The 22,528-nt window shown below is 40.3% G+C and carries 23 protein-coding genes, 1 tRNA gene and 1 pseudogene; 2 read left to right on the top strand and 23 right to left on the bottom strand.

The window, feature by feature from the left end; translation table 11 throughout:
* Window positions 1–53 precede the first annotated feature (53 nt).
* The 12 genes and pseudogenes from ACVR1G_RS00325 to ACVR1G_RS00270 form a co-directional block, all read right to left on the bottom strand.
* Window positions 54–659, bottom strand: a complete 606-nt coding sequence (locus tag ACVR1G_RS00325) for a histidine phosphatase family protein (RefSeq protein ID WP_447451237.1) — start codon at window positions 657–659, stop codon at window positions 54–56.
* Window positions 656–1,255, bottom strand: a complete 600-nt coding sequence (locus ACVR1G_RS00320) for a histidine phosphatase family protein (RefSeq protein ID WP_447451236.1) — start codon at window positions 1,253–1,255, stop codon at window positions 656–658. Before ACVR1G_RS00320 ends, ACVR1G_RS00325 begins: the two co-directional genes overlap by 4 nt.
* Before the next feature lie 488 nt (window positions 1,256–1,743).
* Window positions 1,744–2,100, bottom strand: a complete 357-nt coding sequence (locus ACVR1G_RS00315; RefSeq protein ID WP_447451235.1) for a hypothetical protein — start codon at window positions 2,098–2,100, stop codon at window positions 1,744–1,746.
* Between the two features lie 719 nt (window positions 2,101–2,819).
* On the bottom strand, window positions 2,820–3,281 hold the full coding sequence (locus ACVR1G_RS00310) for a hypothetical protein (protein WP_447451234.1): 462 nt from the start codon (window positions 3,279–3,281) through the stop codon (window positions 2,820–2,822).
* Window positions 3,282–3,594: 313 nt separating this feature from the next.
* Window positions 3,595–3,753, bottom strand: a complete 159-nt coding sequence (locus tag ACVR1G_RS00305; RefSeq protein ID WP_447451233.1) for a hypothetical protein — start codon at window positions 3,751–3,753, stop codon at window positions 3,595–3,597.
* 476 nt (window positions 3,754–4,229) lie between these two features.
* Window positions 4,230–4,523 (bottom strand): hypothetical protein, encoded by a 294-nt coding sequence (locus tag ACVR1G_RS00300; protein WP_447451232.1) that lies wholly within the window; start codon window positions 4,521–4,523, stop codon window positions 4,230–4,232.
* 74 nt (window positions 4,524–4,597) lie between these two features.
* Complete coding sequence (locus ACVR1G_RS00295; RefSeq protein ID WP_447451231.1) at window positions 4,598–4,993, bottom strand: hypothetical protein; 396 nt, start codon at window positions 4,991–4,993, stop codon at window positions 4,598–4,600.
* 593 nt (window positions 4,994–5,586) lie between these two features.
* Window positions 5,587–5,659: transfer RNA gene (locus ACVR1G_RS00290), tRNA-Thr, on the bottom strand.
* Between the two features lie 237 nt (window positions 5,660–5,896).
* Window positions 5,897–6,052, bottom strand: a pseudogene (locus tag ACVR1G_RS00285) (group II intron reverse transcriptase/maturase); the annotation flags it as partial.
* A 168-nt stretch (window positions 6,053–6,220) separates the two neighbouring features.
* Complete coding sequence (nmlR, locus tag ACVR1G_RS00280; protein ID WP_447451230.1) at window positions 6,221–6,607, bottom strand: stress response transcriptional regulator NmlR; 387 nt, start codon at window positions 6,605–6,607, stop codon at window positions 6,221–6,223.
* A 300-nt stretch (window positions 6,608–6,907) separates the two neighbouring features.
* Window positions 6,908–8,041, bottom strand: coding sequence for an LPXTG cell wall anchor domain-containing protein (locus tag ACVR1G_RS00275; protein WP_447451229.1), 1,134 nt, complete (start codon window positions 8,039–8,041; stop codon window positions 6,908–6,910).
* A 228-nt stretch (window positions 8,042–8,269) separates the two neighbouring features.
* Window positions 8,270–9,418, bottom strand: a complete 1,149-nt coding sequence (locus ACVR1G_RS00270; RefSeq protein WP_447451228.1) for an Mbeg1-like protein — start codon at window positions 9,416–9,418, stop codon at window positions 8,270–8,272.
* A gap of 139 nt (window positions 9,419–9,557) precedes the next feature.
* Here ACVR1G_RS00270 and ACVR1G_RS00265 point away from each other — a divergent pair, with 139 nt between their 5' ends.
* Window positions 9,558–10,205, top strand: a complete 648-nt coding sequence (locus tag ACVR1G_RS00265) for a Pr6Pr family membrane protein (RefSeq protein ID WP_447451227.1) — start codon at window positions 9,558–9,560, stop codon at window positions 10,203–10,205.
* Window positions 10,206–10,239: 34 nt separating this feature from the next.
* On the opposite strand, the gene ACVR1G_RS00260 is transcribed toward ACVR1G_RS00265, so the two are convergent.
* From ACVR1G_RS00260 to ACVR1G_RS00235, 6 genes are all read right to left on the bottom strand, one after another.
* Window positions 10,240–11,574 (bottom strand): GHKL domain-containing protein, encoded by a 1,335-nt coding sequence (locus tag ACVR1G_RS00260; RefSeq protein WP_447451226.1) that lies wholly within the window; start codon window positions 11,572–11,574, stop codon window positions 10,240–10,242.
* Window positions 11,571–12,899: a sensor histidine kinase family protein gene (locus ACVR1G_RS00255; RefSeq protein ID WP_447451225.1), complete on the bottom strand. Its 1,329-nt coding sequence runs from the start codon at window positions 12,897–12,899 to the stop codon at window positions 11,571–11,573. Before ACVR1G_RS00255 ends, ACVR1G_RS00260 begins: the two co-directional genes overlap by 4 nt.
* A 237-nt stretch (window positions 12,900–13,136) precedes the next feature.
* On the bottom strand, window positions 13,137–13,658 hold the full coding sequence (locus tag ACVR1G_RS00250; protein ID WP_447451224.1) for a DUF2798 domain-containing protein: 522 nt from the start codon (window positions 13,656–13,658) through the stop codon (window positions 13,137–13,139).
* Between the two features lie 507 nt (window positions 13,659–14,165).
* Window positions 14,166–14,633 (bottom strand): GNAT family N-acetyltransferase, encoded by a 468-nt coding sequence (locus ACVR1G_RS00245; protein ID WP_447451223.1) that lies wholly within the window; start codon window positions 14,631–14,633, stop codon window positions 14,166–14,168.
* Window positions 14,634–15,103: 470 nt separating this feature from the next.
* On the bottom strand, window positions 15,104–15,472 hold the full coding sequence (locus ACVR1G_RS00240; RefSeq protein WP_447451222.1) for a VOC family protein: 369 nt from the start codon (window positions 15,470–15,472) through the stop codon (window positions 15,104–15,106).
* Between the two features lie 79 nt (window positions 15,473–15,551).
* Window positions 15,552–15,974, bottom strand: a complete 423-nt coding sequence (locus tag ACVR1G_RS00235; protein WP_447451221.1) for a VOC family protein — start codon at window positions 15,972–15,974, stop codon at window positions 15,552–15,554.
* Window positions 15,975–16,365: 391 nt separating this feature from the next.
* Between ACVR1G_RS00235 and ACVR1G_RS00230 the strand changes: the two genes are divergently transcribed.
* Window positions 16,366–16,782, top strand: a complete 417-nt coding sequence (locus ACVR1G_RS00230; protein WP_447451220.1) for a hypothetical protein — start codon at window positions 16,366–16,368, stop codon at window positions 16,780–16,782.
* 55 nt (window positions 16,783–16,837) lie between these two features.
* Here the strand turns inward: ACVR1G_RS00230 and ACVR1G_RS00225 are convergent, their stop codons facing one another.
* The 5 genes from ACVR1G_RS00225 to metK all read right to left on the bottom strand — a co-directional run bounded on the left by ACVR1G_RS00225 (window position 16,838) and on the right by metK (window position 22,054).
* A complete protein-coding gene (locus ACVR1G_RS00225) occupies window positions 16,838–17,878 on the bottom strand; it encodes an LLM class flavin-dependent oxidoreductase (RefSeq protein WP_447451219.1) in 1,041 nt (346 codons plus the stop codon).
* Between the two features lie 30 nt (window positions 17,879–17,908).
* The gene (locus tag ACVR1G_RS00220) at window positions 17,909–18,535 is read right to left on the bottom strand and encodes a nitroreductase family protein (protein WP_447451218.1); all 627 of its coding nucleotides are present in this window, start codon (window positions 18,533–18,535) and stop codon (window positions 17,909–17,911) included.
* Between the two features lie 92 nt (window positions 18,536–18,627).
* On the bottom strand, window positions 18,628–19,263 hold the full coding sequence (locus tag ACVR1G_RS00215; protein ID WP_447451217.1) for an SDR family oxidoreductase: 636 nt from the start codon (window positions 19,261–19,263) through the stop codon (window positions 18,628–18,630).
* A 218-nt stretch (window positions 19,264–19,481) separates the two neighbouring features.
* A complete protein-coding gene (gene murA, locus ACVR1G_RS00210) occupies window positions 19,482–20,741 on the bottom strand; it encodes a UDP-N-acetylglucosamine 1-carboxyvinyltransferase (protein WP_447451216.1) in 1,260 nt (419 codons plus the stop codon).
* Window positions 20,742–20,863: 122 nt separating this feature from the next.
* Window positions 20,864–22,054, bottom strand: coding sequence for a methionine adenosyltransferase (metK, locus tag ACVR1G_RS00205; protein WP_447451215.1), 1,191 nt, complete (start codon window positions 22,052–22,054; stop codon window positions 20,864–20,866).
* Window positions 22,055–22,528 lie beyond the last annotated feature (474 nt).

The raw sequence follows: 22,528 nt of genomic DNA, 5'->3' as shown, positions 1-22,528 counted from the left end.
GTGCTTAAGCATCCTCACAAGAGTTAGATTATCGAAAATAGCCTTCCTTAAAGCTATTTTCGATAAAGGAAGGTCTCCTGTACTGGGTTGTAGATATACGCCATATCAAAACTATTCTTATCATCATAAGTGAACTTTAGGATAGCACAATTTCCCATACCACGAATCTCAGGCGCATTTTCTAAGGCTCCTCGGAAAAACTGGGCGATAGCTGCACCGTGGCTGACTGCCAAAACAGTTGTATCATCTGGTAATGACATCATCAATTCCGTAAGCGTCTTAACCAAGCGCGCTCGAACCGCCATGCTATCTTCACCGCCGTAATGAACAAAAGCATCACGATAACCTGTTCCATCGCGGTGAAGGGGAGGATTTAGGTACTCGGGCTGGGCTTCCATAACGCCAAAATCCATTTCCTTCAATCCCTTGAGCCTGATGATATCGGTCCTTCCAGATACAATCTCTGCTGTATCACAGGCACGCTCCTGGGTTGAGGCATAGACAGCATCAAAACGAATCCCATTATCTTCAAAATACTGCTTGGCTGCTCGAGCCTGCTCAATGCCCAAGTCAGTCAGAGGCGAATCTGATGCCCCTTGAATCCGTTTTTGCACATTAAAGCGAGTCTGTCCGTGTCTCATCAGATATAATATCTTCATACAACCACCTCTGTTTCCGTAATAGGATCAACAACGCGGTTCAATGCTAATCGACCCTTGTCATAGGTGAAGTCACAGATAGCACAGTTACCAAAGCGAGTACCTTGGGGAAAGGAAATGTTTAACTGCAAAATCATGCCCCACAAGGCAGCCCCGTGACTAACCATAATAATGCTATCAGCCGTTTCTGATGCAGCTGTATCCAAAACTGCCCTCTGAACGCGTTGCCCAACTTGGGCTATATCTTCGCCTCCATAAGGTACTAATAGATCTTCAAAAGAGTGTGCACCCTGCCTAAATTTAGGCAGAAGCTGCTCGGGCTGGGCTTCAAATTGTCCAAAATTCATCTCCTTAAGCCCTTTAATAGTCTTAATATTATCATGTTCTGCAATAATATGAGCCGTATCAAAGGCCCTTTCCTGAGTTGAAGCATAGACGGCCTGACGTTGGATCCCTTCTTTTTTAAACCAGGCACGCGCCTGCTTGGCTTGCTCAACACCTTTTTGCGTCAAGGGGGAATCACACCAGCCTTGCACACGCTTTTGCACATTAAAGAGTGTTTCACCATGTCGCATAATATATAAATGTTTAACCATATTCATCTCCTTATATTAAGATAGGTCAGAAACTTGCAGTTATATCACAAGCTTATAATCGTGGGGCAAATCAGGGACAATGGACAAGGTCCCAAAACCATTCAAAGAACTCAGTAAACCATTCGAGGATGCAGTTTACAAGATTGGTCATCCGTTTAGATAAACAGCTATAACGTCCTGCCATCCCCCACCCAAACCACCTAATTCATAAAGTGACTAAGACCTGCTCCAAAACTTAGACTTTAAAACCGAGATCATGGCATACTATCCTACGGGGTAGATTATAGGCTTGTCAACTAAACTTTTCCTATCACATCCTACTTAAAACTGATACTATAATACGATTTAAAAAAGTCCAAGTAATCTATCTTCCACCTAAATCCAACTCCATCTCTTCCCAAAAGTGAATTAATATCCGTTCAGATAAACTAAAAGGCTGAGACATAATTGAAGTCTCAACCTTCAAAAGCAACCTATTAAACAGTCGACTACCACTTAAAATCCTTAAGCTCTGCTCTCATTGCTGCAATATGACTGTCATCCAGAATGTTCTTTTCCTTAGTTGCTTGATCCAAATCCTGCAGATAGTGGATAAAACGATCAACCAAAAGATTGTAATGGTAATTATTCAGCGTCTTCACTTGGCGATGAATAAATTGAGCAGCGTCTTCAAATTTTTCTGCATTGACCAGATCATCCAAATATGCATTCCCCTTGATTTGGTGCCCTTCTTCGTCCTCAGTCGTTCCTAAATCAATAAAAGAAGGTTCAAGGTGAAAAGCCTTATCAATCATATTAGCTGTATTTCTAATCTGATTCAACAGCCGATCATTATTAAAAACCATAAGCAACTCCCTTCTCTAATCACAAATATATTGTGTTCATTTGCAAGCAATCCCTCTATATACCAATTATACCATATACTTCCCTAACCCAAAAAGCTGAATAAAAAAGCCGTGAGTGAGCGGGGGACAGAAATCAATAATTCGTGATAAAATCACGATTTTGATTTTCCTCGCTCTCTTATTTTAAGGCTCAGGACTCTGCCACTTTCCTGTTTTTAGGTGGCAGTCTATCCTCAGACTGCCAAACTCCACTGGAGCATTTCAATCCCACTTCCACAAAGTTGGTTAGGGATTGGAACTAACGTTCATAGAGTTGGATATCCTCCAACAGTTCCCCAAACTGTTGAAGCTATCACTTGCGCAGTAGTTAAACAGTTCAGTGGACTGTTTAAGGGGGTGCCTAAAGATAGGGAAGCGCCCCAAGATAAGGATATCCAGCCAGCAGTGGTTCATTGGTGCTAAAGCACCTAATGAACTAACTGTGCAGGGGAAAGACTTCTTGGCAGAGCCAACCAGTTTTTCTCCCAACCACTGCGCCTAGCAAATAAAATTGGCCAAATAAATAAGGCTGAGACATTTTGTCTCAATCTCACTCACGCACTGACACAATACAAAAATCAAAGGCTTCTTTTAAATCGACAATAAAATGAATGACGTTTGCATAAAAGATAGTACACAGGGGCAATAAAGTTAATTAGATTTTCGCTTCAATCTTCCCTTTAACCATTGGCGTTTAACTTTCTAGCTTGCAGATACGTTGCGATATAGAGAGCGGCATAAATAATTGGGAAAATCAGTCCCCAAATCTTAAATCCACTTATAGCAAAATTGACAAGATAGAGCACCAGAAGACCAAAACCTAGATAGTAGGGCAGATAGCTAACGTATTCCTGCGCCTTGATGGCCTTGTGGTTTCTAATCGCCAATACCAAGATGGCAATACCAATAACAAAGAAGATAATGCCACTGACTAACATCCAAGGAGTTGTTGCTTGACGTATAGTTTCTATCTGCTCAGATGTAAACCCTTGTTTTTCATAGACCCCATTTTTTAAATTAGCCATATTTATATAATAACCAACAACCGAAAGTACGCCACCTAAAATATGCAGGCACTCTAAAATGAGTACGGTCATATTCAAAGACTTAACAGTATTCTCAAGTTTTTCAATAGAAATCATAAAATATCCTCCAAATATATATTTTTGTACTATTGTAACAGAATAGAAGCAAATTGCAAGGCGAGTCATTCATTTACTAAGGTTCACAAGCGAACAAGACAGTTATAAATAGAAAAAGTAGGTCAATGTGGAATGAAGATTGTCAGTTACCTAACTGGCTTTCGACCGGACTCATACAACAATTGATTCCTGTCATAAATTATTGTCAGCGAGATTTCGTTAACTATTCTTCTTTATCTCCTAAGGACAAACAGCATTCCACTTATACCATAAAAAACCGGCTGACTGCTAGCTTGACTACCAAGAAGACGACTCAGTGAATCAAATAGTACACGGCTCTCCCCAGAGCACTGCCTAGTTCGTAAGAACAAAGCATGGTCACTATCACCAATAAAACAATGTAGAGTGGCATTAGCTTTGTAAACTGCAGCTTACTTCGCCCCAGTTTATTTTGCAGCTTCTTCCGTTTCATTTGATCGTCTCCTGTTCTATTTCGTAAGTTAAACAGCACAGCCAGCATCCTAAGTATACTTTATTTTAGCTATTGTACATGTCCATATCGTGAATGGTTCTTATTTTGTCGTGAATGGTAAAAAATAAGAATAATTAAGTAATTTTCAGAAAATAGCATCTTTACTTATACTTACTGTCAATCCTTATTTGTCTCTTTATATAAGGCTAAGAATAAAACAATGGTAAGTAAGGATAAAATATCCCAGCTCCCTCGAAGGGTTTCAATCGCAAAATAACACGTTAAAAATAAAATATAGGGATTTAGACCATGGTAATGGCGTGTGATATAGATATCATAATAGAGATACACATAAGTACAACCAGAACCTAAATATAAAATCCAAAAACAAACAGCAGACAAATCTTTTTCCCCTTTCTGAATTCACATTTGATATTGCCAATGAAATTACCGACAAAACTGTACACCACGCTAAGTTACCAATCACCGATGGTGCGATAGTTTTCGTCAAAGAATTGACCTGAAATGATACGCCCATTAGTATAGTCAATTACATCACCAATTTGGGCCGTTTCATACATCCCATAACCATAGTAATGACTATCACTAGCCCAGTTAGGGTCTAAAGCCGGAATCAGTACCTTGATACTTTTACTGCCACACCAAGTTAAACGGTGTTTTTTAAAGGCTTCTGCTACCCAGGCTGGATAGGGCCTTAGCTGGCTAATACGCCAAACTTCCACTAATCTTCCCTTATAACTCGCTTTCATCACTTATCACCATTAATACCATTATTATTTTTACTTCGTGAACTAAATGTTTAACCACTTGAAATAATATAATCCTAATTAACTTTCTTGCTGTGGGGGCCACAGTTAAAACTAGAAATAAAGAAAACACCATAATTAGCCACCATCAAGGTAGCCCAAAAAGAAACCGCTGGATTCGACTGATAAATAGATAAAGGAATGACCACCATAAACAGCACCAAGTGGACAAGCCCCAGCTTTGATAGGACATAGGTTTTAAAATTAGCAAGCACCTCTCTAAAATTACTAGCTAGGGGCTTACCATCTTTAGGAAGAGTCACAACAAAAATGATTCCTTGATAAATCAGGTTCATCACGCTGAGTATGACCAACTTATATACCGGACTATTCATCCAAGTTGCTGTTACCACTATGACAACTGTTGTTACCGTGAGTACTAATAATAAATAGAACCACTTGTGCTCAAACACTGTCTACATCCTTTCCATACGATTCAAAAGCAAAAGGAGGATCCGTTCTCTATCGTGCAGAACCCTTCCTCTTGCCAACGGGAGTAGAGATCTATCCAGACCTAAAGTAGCGAACAGTCCAGATAAACCTATGTAAGATGGCAACATCCAGACCAGAAGGAAAAATTATTATCTGTTTCTTTTAGGCCATCCAACGCTATTAGTATAACTTATTTTTTCATCAGTGCACGTCTATGTCGTGAACGGTCGTTTTTTCACCCTGAATGGTAATTTTTTTCGAAAATACGGATTTTTTTACCATTCGCGACAAAATATGAACCAGTCATGACATGAATCAACAATAACCCAGTAATTAATACATAGTGGTAGATTACTACGATATGAGAAAGATCTGGAAGACAATTGTCTTTGCATGAAAGCTTATCAGAATTCAGTAGCCAACAAATTAGATAAGTCCATTTTAGTTTTGGATAAGTAATTATCCTCAGCTAACTAATCGTTTCCATTATCTAAAAGTAAACAGCCGCTGCATAACTGTTGGACAATATAAAAAGAAACGCTGATATATCAACGTTTCCAATAATCCTTTATAATGCCGATTGCAGGAATTGAACCTACGACCTACGCGTTACGAGTGCGTTGCTCTACCTACTGAGCTAAATCGGCTGACTACAATAACTATTTTAACATCTTGTATAGGCTATTGTCAAGAGGAACTCCCTCTGTATCCACGATACACACATGAAAATTTTCTCTGAGAGTTTTTGGGAAAAAAGAAAATCCAGTAATCATATCGGAACAGCCATTACTGTTATTGAAAAACATTTATGTAAGTTTCCAACGAGTAAAGACTAATTTCTATCCCCCTCACACCACCGTGCGTGCCGTTCGACACACGGCGGTTCAACTAACTTTTAACGCATGGCGTTCTAGATAATAATCTAAACACGAAACTAGTCCACGTTTAGCGAGGACTGGTTTTGATATAGCGCTACTTAGTACTGACTTTTGTGCCACAAATTGATAATAGTCACCCCATCCAGATGCTTTATCCGCTATCCTTTCCTCTCCCCGCTACCTCACGATAGTCAGGCTTGGGAGTCGCTATTGGATTCACCGGTAGCGGGTGCCCTCAGAGGACTTTAACTTCAGATGTACGACATGTCCACCGTACCTAATAAAAGCCAAGCCCTGCGACTTGACTCTTTATACCGCTTTGATATGACCTTATGCCTTTCTATCAAATAGCTCCTGCTCTCTGGGAACAATCTTACTCTCGTAGTTCTCGATTTTGTAATTAAGTCTGTCCATAGCTTGATGCAAGCCGTCCAGTCGCTTTTGTAGCTCCTCACGCTGTTCAAGTAGGATGGCTAAGCGTGCCTCGATGTTATCATCGCCCGCCTGTAACAGGCCAATATAATCAATTAATGCCTCGACACTCAGACCTGCCTTTTTAAAATAGAGAACAAACTTTAAAATACCTATATCCTTATCTGAGAAATCTCTCATTCCTGACTGATTTCGCCGAATCGGCGGTAAAAGTCCTATACGTTCGTAATAGCGAATAGTATCAGCACTAGCTCCTGTCATTTCACTAACTTTTTTGATATTCATATCTCACTCCTAGTCATATCTTAAAATTGAAGATCCATAGTCCCTGAAAAGAGCTTATCTGTAGCTAAAACTCTCTCTCACATTATAAACCTTAGAGTTAACTCCAAGTCAATTCATTTATTATTCACTCTTTTCATCCACTGCTTCTCCTTGCCCGATTCAGAGAATCTCATTCTTATGTCGGCCGTTCTAGCTCTTCGCTCAGTCTGATTTGATTTTCTTTGAGAATAAATTTTTAAAAGAAAAACAGCCAAGGTGCCATTAATTGATGCGCACTTCAGCTGTTTATGTTAAGAACAATTATTTTTTCTTTTTAAGCATCAAGTAGCCTGCTAAAGCCAGAAGAGCCACTCCTAGGATTCCTAAAATCGATACGGCTTCACCTGTTGATGGCAAATTGCCGTTTTTCTTATCTTGCTTATCTTCCTTCTTATCAGTAGCAGCAGACGTTTGAGACTGAGTGGCTGTGGAAGAGCTGCTAGAATTTGAAGAGGTCGACGAAGAATTATTCTGCTTTTTATTAGCATCTACCTTGGTATATTGACCGCCTAAAGTAGGGCTGCTGTAGTCAATGCCAGTATTTTCACTTGGAACGCGCCAGAAAGCAGGTTGGAAGACGCCATCTTTGAGAAGGAAACCAGTTTCCACCTTGCCCCCTAGGCTTGATAAATCAGAAATTTCAGAGAAGTAACCAGTTGCATCCACGAGCACATATAACCCGTCACCAACCTTTTTCACTTTATTGATAGTGAACTCTGTTTTATCCACCGTACCATCAGCATATTCCTTAGTCTTAGTGACATGGCCATCCTTAGTAATCTCAGTAGTCATCGTAAAAGTTGTGTCTCCCTGATAAGTACCGGACCATGTACCAACCAGTTCAGATGGAAACGCCATTTCTTCTTCAGCTTCTTTGCCTTGATTTTGCTTGGCGTTTACTTTACTAAAAGGGCGGTCATAACTGAGTGCTGTTTCGTTTCCAGATTGCCAAATTTGAGGATAAAGAACCCCACTTTCCAAGACAAAACCAACAGTAGATTGATCAGACACACCTGCATAATCACTATCATTGAAACCGAAATACATCGTATTGCTGCCGTCAATAAATTTATAGCTTGCGACACCATTTTGTTCAACATTGTTAATATTACCGCTCTTGGTGGTTTTTTGACCATCAGCAGATACAAAATCCGTAGTAAAGCTACCATCTTCATTAACAGTAATGGTTGTGGTCAAGGTCTGCCCATTGGCATCCGTCATCTGATTTTGCCATGTTCCCACTAAACCAGATGGGAAAGATTGAATGTTGGGATTTTGGCTCTGTGCTTCTTCTGCATATACAGGAGAGCCGGACCAAGTAGCATAGCTAGTATAGCCTGCTGAAAACAGAGCTAAAACAGCTAATGAGCCGTAAATAATTTTCTTCACTTTCATGATAATGATCTCCTTTTATTAAGATATGGGATGTTAAAAATCTACTTAGAAAACAGAATCCTGACCAGCACTCGAATTTTAAAGTAGGTTATGCTCCGGAGTAGCTATACCCTATGAGATTTTTGTTCACTTCCATTTTCCACTGTCATTTTATCACAAAAATATTACAAAATCAATAAAAATGTAATATTTTAGAAATATTTTTAATAAAACTATACAACTATAGTATCAATCACCAACATCATCCTCCAAAAAAGTTTTCAAAGGATCCAATAGGAGTTTAATCTTAGGTAACCTTAACTGGCTGACACGAGATTTCATAAAAAGTTCCAAGAGGCTTATAGTAGATTTAGTCAAAATTTGACGCTTTTCTACCGGTAATTGTGACAAGGCAGATGTAAATAAGCTGGTACTTTTCAGAACATCAGCTTTCAAATCATCAAGAGTAGCAAGATCATTTTCCATAAATAGGTCAAAAATTGTATCAAAAAAGATTTTCAGTTCTTGGTTGGGTAGCTCCTGTGTCCATTTACGAAAAGTTAACTCCAAAGCTTGACTCAGAGCCGTCTGCCCATCTGCTATTTTCCAAAGGTGACCATCTATTTCCCAGGTCGTAGTATTATGCTGAAAAACTCCAATTGCCTTACTGTCAACAAAGGTACTAGTGATATCATTATTCAGCATACTACCGACGATAGAGTCTTTAGGTCTGATAGAACAAATCTTATGACGAATGGCCTGATAACCTGCACTCTTTAGCACATGTTCATGCAGCCCTGGCGCATCGAAAATAAAAATTTGCTTGATACGGGCTTGTAAAGCAGCAGGTAGATGAGCAGCTGCATAAAGAGCCAAGTTCCCTCCTTTGGAGTGCCCAGTCAAAATAACAGGACCTGACCCATCTAATAAGATATGACGCAGATAGAGAGCAGCCTGTCTCTGTGCTGGTATCTCACTCATATAAGTCATTTTAAAGTCTTCTTTCCAACCAATCAAAGTTTCATCGGTACCCCGAAAGACAACTTGGCAGTGAGAGATATGGGGAAGCTCCATGACCATGGCTGCAAATTGTTTTTCATATTCTGCATCAACACTATTAACATAATGGGAGAGCTGTAGATCCTTGAAGCGGGGCGCTTTTGACATCGCTTGAAAAATAGCGACTCTCTGCTTATTAACAATAAAAGAGTAGGCGACAGAGTCACTAGCAAATTTCTCTTGTAAATCCTGCAAAGCAATTGAAGCAGCTTGTGCTTGCCCCTCTCCCAGAGGAAGGTAGCCTAATTCATTCATTAAGGCTAAATCTAGACCGTTAAGGGGTAAGCTAGCAAAACTAGTCTGAGCATTGTTATTTATATAGTCTAAGAGCGTTGGCACACAATCATCCTCTCGAATTATGATAAGTTCAGTATAGCACAATTATATTCAAGGGCTTAAAATAAAGGATAAAGTCCTACTCAAAATCAACCTTTTATGATAGGATAGTAGCTGATTAAATTAATGGGAGAGTTGACTATTGTCTGTTACACAGATCTATCGTAGCTTTTTGGGTTTCTGCGGACTCATTGGTGTTAGTTTGCAGATTGCTAAAGATGGCGCAGGAATGTTGCTTTATTACACTGTCCTGTCCAATATTCTGGTTTTCACCTGCTTTTTCTACTCTATCTACTATGAGTATAAATATGGCAGCCTCAACGATAATCGTAAGCTTCTTCGGCTCAAAGGGGGCGTGACTTTAGCAATTACGCTAACATTTCTGGTCTACCATTTTTTATTAGCTCCTAAAACTAATGCTGATGATTTCTGGAATATTCGCAACTTTTTAGTTCACTATATCGCTCCACTGGGTATGATCCTCGACACAATTGTCTTTGATCGCCGAGGAAGTTATCGCCGCTATGACCCTTTGTTATGGACAATACTTCCCCTTACCTATTGCCTATGGGCTCTCGCCAATGGTTTCCTCATTAAGTGGTCCATTCCAGGGGCAAGCAGCAGCCCATTTCCTTACTTCTTTTTGGATGTTTATCAGTATGGATGGATGACCGTTGCGGCTTATATTATCAGCATTTCCTTATTCTATATCCTTATCGGCTACTTGCTTTTTGCTCTTAAGCATTTTGTTGGTTTTAAGCAAAATTCAGTAACTGCAAAAGCTCCTTGAGAAAAACCTCAGGGAGCTTTACTTATGGCTTAATTCACAGCGAGTGCCGCCGGTCGTTCATTGATAAGGTCTGGCGAAAAAGATAGTCATTAGACATGGTGGCGAGACTGACGTTTTCGTACTCAGAAATAATACGTTCGACATTAGCCAATCCAATACCACGATCAGGACCTTTAGAAGAATAGCCATTATCAAAAATATGGCTGATTGGTACCTGTTCCTCCTTAGTCGCATTTTCTACAACAAAAAACTGCTGGTTGTCCACTTTGAAATAAGCGATGCTTAAGGTTTTATCGGTCGACTCTTGAGCGGCTTCAATGGCATTATCGCATAAAATTCCAATAATAGTTACTAAGTCAATGACTTTCATTGGGATCGTCTCAATCTCATCAGGTGCTTCAATAGTAACATCCAAGCCAGCCTCTTGTGCTAAAATCATTTTAGACGATAGCATACTTTTAATAGGAGAAATATGAATAGAAGCTAATTTACCAACATCGACCTTTTTAGCCAAACTAGAATTTTGCGCAGCATCTCCTAGAACCTCGTCATAGGTCTTCTTGATTTTAGCCATATCCTGACTGGCAATACTCTTGGCTAACTTCTCCAGAGCCCGTTGGTAACTGCGTTTAAAAGTATTAAGTTCATCATAGAGCGATTCTACTCGACGATTGTAGCTTTCCAAGTTGGCGATATGGAGTTCTCTATCACGCTCGATGTCTTGTCTGAGGTTACTACGAGCCCAACGTGCAAAACCAAAAAGATACCAGCAAAATGCAACAACTCCGACGAGAATGACCTTATTGCGATTAGTCGAAATCCACTCAATAGCAGGATTATGAAGATGGCTGAGCAAATAAACAATGTGCAGGAGTATATAAGAGGCAAACAAGGCTATGGTAACTCGAACTAAGAAACGATTTACTCGTTTATTATCCGACTCTGTAATCAATTTAAAGTCCATATTAAAAGTTTTATGAACTATCCAGTACTCTGCAATAGTGAGCAAGTTAGCGATAATTAGGAGATAAAAAGGCTGACTTTGAAGATCAATCTGATTAGGATCCGTCTGGAAGATTAGGAAGTAAGAAATCCCCAATAAAAACTCCATCACCATGGTTGTATAAAACGCATAAAAAAGGAGTTTACGTTTGGACTGATATTTGAAAAAGATAAATTCAATTAAGAGCAGGTGGGCAACATCTACAATGGTGCCGCTACCTAAATTAAGCGTAATAATTAAAGCAGACACCAGTGAGACTGGTAAAAGTTTCTTTAGCGGAAGGCTGAGCTTGCTGACCCAATTAAAGACATACCACCCCGACCAAAATAGGGTCCAAGAATAAAGGAAATAGCATATATAAATCATTCTTCTCTCTCTCTTCTAATATGTAATTCCTGGAAGAAGGTTTGATCGTGAACTCCTTGGGTCAGGCTTAATTCTCGGTAGTGGTTGAGCATTTTTTGGCTATTGTGGGACAGCTCTCCCAACTGTTCCACCTCTGTCTGCTTATAAGGAGTAAATTCTAAGCTAAAGTGCTGCACCCCTTGACTTTCAACGATACGGACTGTCAGTACAGCATTAGGATTACTGTCAAACCAAGGAGTCACTCGGTCAAACATTTCGCTAAAAATAGCTAAACCTGCACTGCTGTGCACCCCACAATCGACAATAATATCAGGAATATTCAGAACCAACTTTCTTTTCTGACGTTCAAATTCACTCATTTTGATGTAGAGGAAAGATTTGACCTCAGGGACTGTAACATTGAGCAGCTTAGCCTGACGATCTCTAGATTCTAAACCAGCAACATTATCCTGAAAAATTTCATCAAATACTTCAGTCACCAGTGCTACATCACCACTATCAATACTGCCACGTAAGCTAAGCAAAATATTGTTGTAGTCATGTCTAAACGAGCGCACTGACTGATAGAGATTCTCGATTTGTTGACTGTAGCTTTCCAAATTTTCCAGATAATGCTTTTGCTCCTGTTCACGCAGATCCTTCAGATATTCTCGTGAATAATAATCCGTTAAAATGAGGACCTTCATCAAGATCCCCAGATAAAAAACGGTCACAATAATATATAAAGCCGAAAGGGAAATGCCTAACACACGCTCAACCTGCAGTTTTCCCAACAAAAGCAGAATATGCACAATAAGATAATAGCTAGTCATCTCAAACAGCGTTACCCAGAAATTGCGCTTGGTACTGCTATCTAACCAAATACTCTCACGCAAGGCTAGATAATCAATCTGATAGAATTCCCTTAAAAAGCGTTCAAAGAGGTTAGTAGCAATTAGCACCAACATTGCCCAAACAAAATTAGTAGTAAGGTAATGAACAGACTGGTTAAATACAAAGGGGAAGACCACTCTGGCTAAAAAATTCCATAGAATAGCGTAAAAAACTGGAGGATAGAGAGCAAAGAAAAGATTCTCCACCAGCGGCCGATCCGATATTTTGTAAGAAAGAATTCCCAGATAAAAAAGCGCACCAACTGTCACTTCACCAATCACAGGGCTGAGGAATAAAGACAGTACTATATGGAGACCAATCAACAGTCCCACTTTATAAAAACGTGGCTTAATACCTGTCACATAGGTAAACAGAGACCAAAGCGATGAACAGATGATGAGCTTTAACATCAAAGGCTGCAATAAATCAGCAGTTAGCATTGACATGGACAAAGATTGTCCTTTCCAATAGTGATTTAGTAATATACCAATATTTTACCATAATACTAGGTGTAAAGGAACCTCAGTAACTGTTAAATAGGGAAGACGGTAAAATTTGTCCCACTAAAAAAACAGAAATAACCAAGAAAATCAAAATGATCAATAAGTGATTTTCTGCTGCCACTCCTGTTTTAAGTTTTTTACACTTGTTTTATGCCATATATTCAATTGCCTTATCTGTGAAATCTTTTAGATAATAGTTGGTAACTCATCATCATCATCAAAGTCTTCAACAGTTTCTTCACCTGGCAAAGGCTTTTGTATGTGACCTAGGATAAAGCGAGAGATGGGTCCTGCTACCAAAAAATTCAGGGGCAGGGCAAAAATAAGATTAGTCAGCCATGCTTGACCATAAGCCGCAAAAGTAAGCGGACGACCATTATAGAGCAGACCGTAGATTGACATACAAGTCACCATAAAGAGACACATAGTTCCAGAAATGGCTAAAATCTTAGCCCAGCGCTTATCATGTGCCCTAAGATGGTGCAAAATACGAAAGGCAATTCCTTTTGCTAGGGGGCCTACAATCAGCATATCTAAAAGAAAAGCAACAGTAAATCCTGGTAAAAAGCCAGTTAGAAAATGGTGCCAAGAAAATTTTGCAACACCTACCAAATCAAGAACGAATAAATTCCACAGACTCATACCGCAGACCATTAATCCACACATAAGACAAGTAAATAATACTGCTTCTTTAAAATTACGGGGCATCCTACACTCCACTTCTAATAGTTATATTTAAAAGCCTAACTCCTCTAATGTTCTTACTCAAAGAAAATCAAAAGTAGCCTAAGCGACGTGACATCTTAATAATCTAAAATGCTCTGGAAAGAGACTGTTTAAAGCCACTGTCTAGAAATTAAAAAACAGTCCCTCATGTCTCATTAATTAAGGGTAGTGGCTAGACTGCTATTGCGAGGTCGCTTAGCTACCTTACTAGTTGCTGGTTACCTATTCAAGTGCATTTAACTTCTATGACTCGTGTCGCAACAGCCCTAAGAAAATCCACTGATGTTTGAGTTTCTACGCCAAACCCTAAAAGGTCAACGAAGCTGGATTTGTAAGTAAGACATGATGTTGATGTTAAAGAGTATCAGCTTTTCTTGGTTATTGACCTTCTACCAGTCTAGCATAAACAAAAAAGTTTTGTAAGCTATTTACAAAACTTTTTCACTTTTTACCATACTAGTAAGAGGGGGCTTTAGATCACAGATAGGGCTATAAAATCTCTTCCATTGAGGTGTATTGGGCTTTCAACCCCTGTCTTTCATAAAAGCGTAAAGCTCCTTCGTTAGCGTTCCAAACGTGAAGAGTCAAATTATAACATCCACACTGCTTGGCATAGGCACGCGCAAAATCAAAGAGCTCTTGACCGATCTGCTGACCACGCGCTGCTGCTGCGACACAAAGATCATCAATAAAAAGCGTTTTACGCGGTTGATCGGTACTGCCGTCATGAGTTTCAAGAACCATAAAAAGATGACCTATAATCTGCCCCTGGTCATTTTCATAAACAAAAATCGGCTTTTGATCATCAGGGATTAAAGCTTCTAACTCTTGGTGGGAAAACTTTTTCCCCTCTTGTCTGAATAAATCTGGGCGTACAGCATGATGTACAAGCAGAATTTCTTCTAATAGCTTTTCTAAGGCCGGAATATCATTTATCTTAGCACGTCTAATAACCATATAACCAACTCGCTTTCATAAGAAAATGAAGGACTTCCAAAATTCGAAGAGATTTTGGACGTAGGAGAAATAGGACTGGGGAAGATTGATCTCCATATTGGCTCAATGAATAAACTTGAAGAGAAACCGCACGTTCTTTGGACGAAAAATATTTATATCCCAGAGTAGTGAGCATATTTTTAGGTGGCTGCTGTCTCTGCTTCTTAAGTAATCTCAATCCATAATGTCATTACCAGAAAAAGGCCGTTTAGTGGCGAACCCCTTTTTGCATGCTACTCACCTAAAATAAGAAGAGCAATGCTTTAATATTGGTAGCTGTCTGATCTTCTTATTCCTTTATACTAGAGGCCATCCTAGTATAAAAGAAAGAAGGATACTGATAAATCAGCTTTTTTAGCCCACCACCTGCTGGATCTTTAAACCTTTAAACAGCGTTGCTTTCTAGCATCCAAGGGGTATCTCTAGCGGATTTAGATTCCCTTGACGGCGTAGTAATGACCACTAGGGCTAGCAAAATTAAAGCTAGGAAAAGGCTCCGTCTGAAGCGGACTGATCTGCTCAGTCAACTCAGATATTTTAGCATGTAGCTGCAAAAGTTCTTCACTTTCAAAAAGAAGACTAGGCTGATTATCTACAAGCTCTGGCGATACTTGACGAATATACTCTTTATCATAAATCGTAAATAACGCTGCACTGTCCATCGTCGGCCGCATACTAAAGGTTTCGAAACCTTGAATTCTCGATTGGCTGACAATCTTACACCCGATAGCCTGCCAAAATTCTTTTTCTGCTGCAACGTCATCCACGTAGAGCATAATCTCTACTTCTTTGTTTAACATTTTCTACCTCCATTATAGCATAAGGAAAATCGGATCGTCCCCAATCAGCCTCTTCATTGTCCTAAAAGTTAACGTTATCCTACACAAAACCTTCAATATCTGTATTGATTTGCCAAATCATACCAAATTTATCCACAATAATGCCATAAGCTGGACTCCACGGCGTCTCTTGCAGTTCCAACTCAATTGCACGGGCATCTATCGCCAATTGGTCATAAAGCTTGCGAGCCTGCTTCTCATCTTCAAGCTGCAGGCAGGCCGAAATATTATTTCCCAAAACATAATCAGCTTCAGGATTATTATCCGAAATCTGCAAGCGGATGCCATTAATATCTAACTGGGCATTGAGGAGCAGGTCCTTATTTTTATCAGGAACATCAGGAATTGCTTGGCCAAAGGTTGTTAGATTAAGAACCGTGGCATCAAATACCTTCTTATAAAAATCAACCGCTTCTAAGCCGTTTTTATCCGTTACTAAATAGAGTTCAATCGCTTTAATCATTTCTTTCCTCACCTTTATTGTTACAAAAAGTATATTACTACATTGAGATAGTTTGGTCAATAGAAGTGTTCATTCTCTACTATCTAATTTTTTAAGAAGTTATCACTTGGTGTTAATTCTAAATGATAAAGGAAAGGGACACGCACAAAATTCTGAAGCTTACAGCACAGCTAACTTGATAAGCAATGGTTTATAAACCTAAATCTGTTACTGCTTGCTGTCACCTCTTCTATAAACAATCTAGAGGGCAAACCAAGTTGGTCGTGTTATTTTGAGCTAGCTGTAGTGCTCCAGCTATACTGGGAAAATCTTTATTATACCTTAACTTTACATTGATTTTGACTAATAAATTTGCTAAACTAACTATAATAAAATTTTAAGGAGTTTTAATATGAATACATCCACAAATGGTCTACGCACCTTGGCTAAGGCTAATGGCTTGCTGGGGGTGATTGGGGGAGTTATTGCCTGTATTTGTACGGGGATTCTAACTGTCTATATCTTAATGAACGGAAATGATGCAGAACAGTTGGCAAAAAGTGGGGTAGTATTTCTTTCTTTCCCCACTTATATCATTCGAATTGCCGCTCTAGTGATGGGAATTATTGCTACGGTTAAATTTAAAGCAAATAAAAATGTCCCCCTAGCAGCTCATATTTTGTTCATTGTGGCATTTCCGGCAGGGTTTATTTTGGGATTTTTTGCTGACTTGTGCATTATCATCGCTGGTATCATTTATCTGGTTTCACTTAAGAACTTTGATCAACCTCAAGATCCACAGCAGCAAGCATCGTTTCCTCGGCAGTAATGTCAATCAAAAAGCCACCTTAAGTCATTTCACAGACTTAGGTGGTTTTTTGATTTTAAAATGTATCGACCATACTTTTTAACAGTTCAAAAGAATGACCCTGAGCCTTCTGGTCATAGATATAACTATTGACAATGAGCTCGTCAAAGTCCACCCTGTTTCTAAGTTCGTCCAGCTGTTTGGAAGCTGTCTCTAGACTACCGATAAGAGAAATCTGCGACATCTGTTTAACAATTAATTTCTCACGATGAATAATATCCTTACGCTCAAACGCTATCGGTCCAAAGTGCGGAACCTTAGTTGCCTGAATATAGTCCTGCCAAACCGCCTCCTCATCTTCAAGTGGAGGGAAAAGCCCACTGGGATCACCTGTAACGATGCCAAGGAAAGATTGCAGCTGGGTAGTAGCCAGGCGCTTGGCTTCTTCATCACTGTCAGCTAGTACTGCATTGGCTCCTAATATCACATAAGGCTCAGCTAAGTTTTCTGATGGCTTAAAATTTCTGCGGTAAATAGCTACTGCTTCCTCCATCATAGCTGGTGCAAAATGAGAAGCAAAAGAATAAGGCAGCCCTAACTTAGCAGCTAGGTAAGCACTATCTGTGCTTGAGCCGAGAATATAGAAGGGAACGGCTAAACCAGCTGCTGGATAGGCATGAACGGGATTCGTATCTCTAAAATAACCTGCCAGCTCAGCCACATCCTCTGCAAAATGAGGATTAAGATCATCAATTCTGCGCAGAGCTTTAGCCGTTACCATATCAGTTCCCGGTGCACGTCCTAAGCCCAAATCTAATCGGTTAGGATAAAGAGTAGCTAAGGTACCAATCTGCTCGGCCACAATGTAAGGACTGTGGTTAGGGAGCATAATCCCACCGGAACCAATACGAATACTGGTGGTATTGGCTAGGGCATGTTGCATGAGGAGTACCGTGGCGCTGGAAGCAATACTTTTCATATTATGGTGTTCAGCTATCCAAAGGCGGCTATAACCTAAATTTTCTAGCTTTCGTGCCAAGTTAACCATATCATCTATAGCTTCCCTGTAAGTTTGCCCTTGGCGCAAGGGCACTAAATTCAATACTGACAGTTTCATCTTGTCTTCTTTCTAATCTTTTGGGCAGATCTACTTAAATTCTGTAATCTGCTCAGCCTTAAGACGAACAGATTCGTGCCCTTGCTCTTTGGCTTTTCCAAGAGCTAGAATCATTACTGGGACATAGCGTTCTTGTTCTAAACCGAATGTTTGTGCCAGCTGATCAGCTTCAAATCCACCAATAGGATTAGTATCATAACCATGGGCACGTGCCACTAACATTAGCTGCATAGCCGCTAGACTGGCATCAATTTTGACAATGCTGGTCATAGTATCGCGATCCAAGCTTTGATAAAACGGAATGATTCTGTCTAATTGGGAATCACGAATCTCCTTAGACATCTTGCCTTTTTCTACTGCTTTATTATAGATTTTTTCACCGTAACGATAGCATTGTAAATCACCAAAGATCAAAACCATAGCCGAAGCAGTTTCATTCTGGATTTGATTGGTCTTTAGAAGGGGAGATAACTGTTGCTTTCCTTCTTGACTATCGATAACAATAAAGCGCCATGGCTGCATGTTAACAGAAGATGGTGCTGTTACTGCCTCATCGAGCATGTCTAGTATCTCGCCGCGAGAAATTTTTACTGCCTCGTCATAGATGCGTATAGATTTACGCCCCAAAACAATCTCATCAAACCGGTTCGTTTTCATTCTTCCTCCTACCTATGAAAACCATTAAACGATTATTCTACAATCAATACACAACTGACCATAATTGATATATGGTGGGGCTTCCCAGCCGCTTAGAGCTTTTTCAAAGCTTCTTCTAAGTCAACCTGCCCTTGTGTCATTTGGATAACCTTACCGATAGTATTATCATACTGAAGCAGCTTAGCCAAGACTGAAGCAACATCTGGAATCGGATTACTACCGACCTTGGTGGGAGCTAAATTTACCTGTCCTGTCCCTGCCTCTTCAACCAGTCCGCCTGGCTGTAAAATTGTATAGTCTAAATCTGTCTGCGTTATAAGATAATTATCTGCAAAGAATTTCGCAATATTATAGTTGGTCAGTTGATCGAGACCGGTTTGATGCCACTTTCCAGGTTCTGTCGCAAACAAGGAACTCAGAAGGATATAGCGTCTGACACCAATTTGTTGGGCAGCCTGCATAGACTTGACAGCGCCGAAAGCATCTGTCTGCAAGAGATCCTTCCCACGAGATCCGGCCATAAAATAGACAGCATCCATATCCTTAAATTTTTCAGCCATTACATCAGGATCATCATGCAGATCAAATGAAATAGGAATAACTCTATCAGTCGCCTGAAGTTTGCTAATATCCCTTACACCAGCATAGATAGTGTGACCATCTTTTAGCAATTGTTGAGTCAACTCTTGAGCAACCCTGCCATTAGCTCCAATGATAAAAATATTCATTTTACACTTCCTCCTTTAAAGGTATCGAGATTAAGACAATGCACATACGGACTTTGCAGTCATATATAGCCATCTTAACCTCCTAGTATAATGTATTTTATGACTTCCTAAGCTATCTGTCAAAAATCTGGATTCTTTGCAGCATTTTCTGGAATTTTTTATTACTAATCAAGATAATAAAAAATCTGACCCATTATTTGAATGAATCAGATTTTCTTTTATTCTTCTACTAAAGCAATATCAGCACCTAAGGCTCTCAGCTTTTCAATAATATTGGCATAACCACGTAGGATAAACTCAATATTGGTAATCTCAGTCTTTCCCTTGGCCATAAGGCCAGCAGTCACCAGAGCAGCTCCCGCTCGCAAATCGGTAGCCTTGACTGCAGCCCCCGTCAGCTGACTTGGCCCATTATAGACAATCTGACCACCAAGAACAGAAATATCTGCTCCCATACGTGCTAATTCAGCAACATGGTTGACCCTTTTTTCATATATAGTGTCCTGAATCGTTCCACGACCGCTAGCAGTTAGCAAGAGCGGTGTAATCGGCTGCTGCAAGTCAGTTGCAAATCCGGGATAAGGTGCTGTTCGAACAGAAATAGCCTTGAGGCCATCTTGCTTTTCAACAAAGATCGCATCTTCATCAATGACCATGCGGACGCCCATTTCTTCCAACTTCGAGATAAAACTATCCAAATGCTCATAGAGAACATTGGTTATACGGATGCCCTCACCAATAGTTGCTGCCATAGCAATATAAGTTCCAGCTTCAATACGATCAGGAATAACTTGATGACGAGTTCCGCCTAGACGCTCAACACCATCAATAGTAATCATATTAGTACCAGCACCGCGAACTCGTGCTCCCATATTGTTAAGTAGGGTAGCAACATCAATGATTTCAGGTTCACGCGCAGCGTTTTCGATAACAGTACGCCCTTGCGCCTTGACAGCTGCTAGCATAGTATTGATAGTGGCACCTACACTAACAGTATCCATATAGATATGGGCACCTTTCATGGGCTGACCGCTAGTAGCCAAGCGCATAGCCTCATCTTCATAGGAAATACTGGCTCCCATGGCTTCGAAGGCCTTGAGATGCAGATCAATAGGTCGGGGACCTAAATCGCAGCCACCTGGTAAGCCAACCACGGCCTGTCCAAAGCGTCCTAGCAGACTGCCATAGAAATAGTAAGAAGCCCGCAGACTATTGATTTTGCCAAAAGGCATAGGCATATCTTCGACACCGCGGGGATCAATTTCAAGTGTATCACCTTCTCTCTTGATCTTAGCCCCCATGATTTCCATGATTTCTACCAGACTGTCCACATCACTGATAGCAGGCACACCATCTAACGTTACAATATCATCTGCTAGGATAATGGCTGGAATCAAAGCGACGACACTATTCTTCGCTCCTGATACAGCCACTTCACCAGACAGCGGCCTACCACCATTGATAATAATTTTTCGCATACCCTATGTGTTCTTTCTATATCCTTGAATTCAACCTTTTTATTATAGCAAAGATTAAGGTTTTTGACAATAAGTCTGAATAGAAAAGGCAAAGCTCCGCCGAAGGAACTTTGCCGCTAATACTATTGACTGATGGAAGCCTTTAAAGCTTCAACCTTATCTAACTTTTCCCATGGCAGGTCGATATCGGTTCGTCCCATGTGACCATAGGCAGCAGTTTGTTTGTAAATCGGACGCTTGAGGCCTAGCATTTGGATAATACCTGCTGGACGCAGATCGAAAGTTTGGCGCACTGCCTTTTCCAAAGCTGATTCTGATACGGTAGCCGTACCAAAAGTATCAACACGGACAGATACCGGATGAGCCACGCCGATAGCATAAGCTAGTTGAACTTCCGCTTTATCAGCCAAACCAGCAGCCACAATATTTTTAGCGATATAGCGAGCGGCATAGGAAGCAGAACGGTCTACCTTGGTCGCATCCTTACCAGAGAAGGCACCGCCACCATGACGGGAGTAACCACCGTAAGTGTCCACAATAATTTTACGACCTGTCAAACCAGAATCGCCTTGAGGGCCGCCAATAACGAAACGGCCTGTTGGATTGATGAAAAACTTAGTTTGCTCATCCAAGTATTTAGCAGGGATGACTTCCTTGATGACTCGTTCAATAACGTCTTGGCGAATTTGCTCGTTGCTGACTTCTGGGTCGTGTTGCGTGGAAATAACTACTGTATCTATACGTGCTGGCTGGTCATTTTCATCGTACTCTACTGTGACCTGAGACTTGGCATCTGGGCGAAGGTAAGCAATTGTCCCTGATTTACGGAGTTCTGCTAATTTCCTTACCAATTGATGAGAAAGTGAAATTGGTAAGGGCATGAATTCAGGTGTCTCATTGACTGCGAATCCAAACATCAGGCCCTGATCACCAGCACCAATCAAGTTCAGATCATCTTCCTGACCTTGACGGGCTTCCAAGGCCTCATTGACCCCTTGAGCAATGTCAGTAGATTGTTCTACTAAAGATGGATGAACCCCGACAGAGTCAGCGGAAAAGCCATACTCTGCTTTATCATAGCCGATTTCAGCGATAGTCTCACGCACGATTCGGTTGATATCAATATAGGCTGTCGTCGATATTTCTCCGAAAACATGGACGGAGCCTGTATATACTGCTGTCTCAGCTGCTACGTGAGCATCTGGATCTTGCTTCAAAACAGCATCTAAAATAGCATCTGAAATTTGGTCTGCAATCTTATCTGGATGCCCCTCCGATACAGACTCAGACGTGAAAAGTTTACGTTCTGACATAAAAATGTCCCCCCTTATAAAATGTGAAATACTCACCGTTCATCATTTTTAGAGACGGCAAGCCAAACTGAATTATTGATATTTCAATTTCCTAAAGGGGCTGGGACAAAAGTCCTGCCTCCATAAATTAATTGAGATATAACAGTTTGACGCAGTAGTTGAATGGACATCCTTATCCTTTGCCTTGCAAGAGATAGCAACTATCCTAATCAACTGTGCGGAGGTGGGACGACAAAATCGAAATCGCAATTTTATTACGATTGACCGATTTTTGTCCCACTTTTTGTCGAGTTACAAAGAACTGGCCCTGATTAATGTACAACAGCTGCTAAGCTATAACTTAGAAATCCTCAGGCCACCTTTTCGGGACTCACTAACTCCATCATTTTATCACAAAAGACAGGAAGTTCCTATTTTTTTCACACTACTCATTAAATAACTTTATTTAATGACTTAAAACGGCTTCTAAGACTA

Source organism: Streptococcus dentasini (assembly GCF_053206945.1).
The sequence above is the reverse complement of the archived record's forward strand: the minus strand, read 5'-3'. Positions and strand labels throughout refer to the sequence as shown.

Excerpts from the sequence above, each read along its gene's own strand:
- ACVR1G_RS00325 (WP_447451237.1), bottom strand. The coding sequence starts at position 659 with ATGAAGATATTATATCTGATGAGACACGGACAGACTCGCTTTAATGTG.
- ACVR1G_RS00320 (WP_447451236.1), bottom strand. The coding sequence starts at position 1,255 with ATGGTTAAACATTTATATATTATGCGACATGGTGAAACACTCTTTAAT.
- ACVR1G_RS00315 (WP_447451235.1), bottom strand. The coding sequence starts at position 2,100 with ATGGTTTTTAATAATGATCGGCTGTTGAATCAGATTAGAAATACAGCT.
- ACVR1G_RS00310 (WP_447451234.1), bottom strand. The coding sequence starts at position 3,281 with ATGATTTCTATTGAAAAACTTGAGAATACTGTTAAGTCTTTGAATATG.
- ACVR1G_RS00305 (WP_447451233.1), bottom strand. The coding sequence starts at position 3,753 with ATGAAACGGAAGAAGCTGCAAAATAAACTGGGGCGAAGTAAGCTGCAG.
- ACVR1G_RS00300 (WP_447451232.1), bottom strand. The coding sequence starts at position 4,523 with ATGAAAGCGAGTTATAAGGGAAGATTAGTGGAAGTTTGGCGTATTAGC.
- nmlR (WP_447451230.1), bottom strand. The coding sequence starts at position 6,607 with ATGAATATCAAAAAAGTTAGTGAAATGACAGGAGCTAGTGCTGATACT.
- ACVR1G_RS00275 (WP_447451229.1), bottom strand. The coding sequence starts at position 8,041 with ATGAAAGTGAAGAAAATTATTTACGGCTCATTAGCTGTTTTAGCTCTG.
- ACVR1G_RS00260 (WP_447451226.1), bottom strand. The coding sequence starts at position 11,574 with ATGATTTATATATGCTATTTCCTTTATTCTTGGACCCTATTTTGGTCG.
- ACVR1G_RS00250 (WP_447451224.1), bottom strand. The coding sequence starts at position 13,658 with ATGCCCCGTAATTTTAAAGAAGCAGTATTATTTACTTGTCTTATGTGT.
- ACVR1G_RS00245 (WP_447451223.1), bottom strand. The coding sequence starts at position 14,633 with ATGGTTATTAGACGTGCTAAGATAAATGATATTCCGGCCTTAGAAAAG.
- ACVR1G_RS00240 (WP_447451222.1), bottom strand. The coding sequence starts at position 15,472 with ATGTTAAACAAAGAAGTAGAGATTATGCTCTACGTGGATGACGTTGCA.
- ACVR1G_RS00235 (WP_447451221.1), bottom strand. The coding sequence starts at position 15,974 with ATGATTAAAGCGATTGAACTCTATTTAGTAACGGATAAAAACGGCTTA.
- ACVR1G_RS00230 (WP_447451220.1), top strand. The coding sequence starts at position 16,366 with ATGAATACATCCACAAATGGTCTACGCACCTTGGCTAAGGCTAATGGC.
- ACVR1G_RS00225 (WP_447451219.1), bottom strand. The coding sequence starts at position 17,878 with ATGAAACTGTCAGTATTGAATTTAGTGCCCTTGCGCCAAGGGCAAACT.
- ACVR1G_RS00220 (WP_447451218.1), bottom strand. The coding sequence starts at position 18,535 with ATGAAAACGAACCGGTTTGATGAGATTGTTTTGGGGCGTAAATCTATA.
- ACVR1G_RS00215 (WP_447451217.1), bottom strand. The coding sequence starts at position 19,263 with ATGAATATTTTTATCATTGGAGCTAATGGCAGGGTTGCTCAAGAGTTG.
- murA (WP_447451216.1), bottom strand. The coding sequence starts at position 20,741 with ATGCGAAAAATTATTATCAATGGTGGTAGGCCGCTGTCTGGTGAAGTG.
- metK (WP_447451215.1), bottom strand. The coding sequence starts at position 22,054 with ATGTCAGAACGTAAACTTTTCACGTCTGAGTCTGTATCGGAGGGGCAT.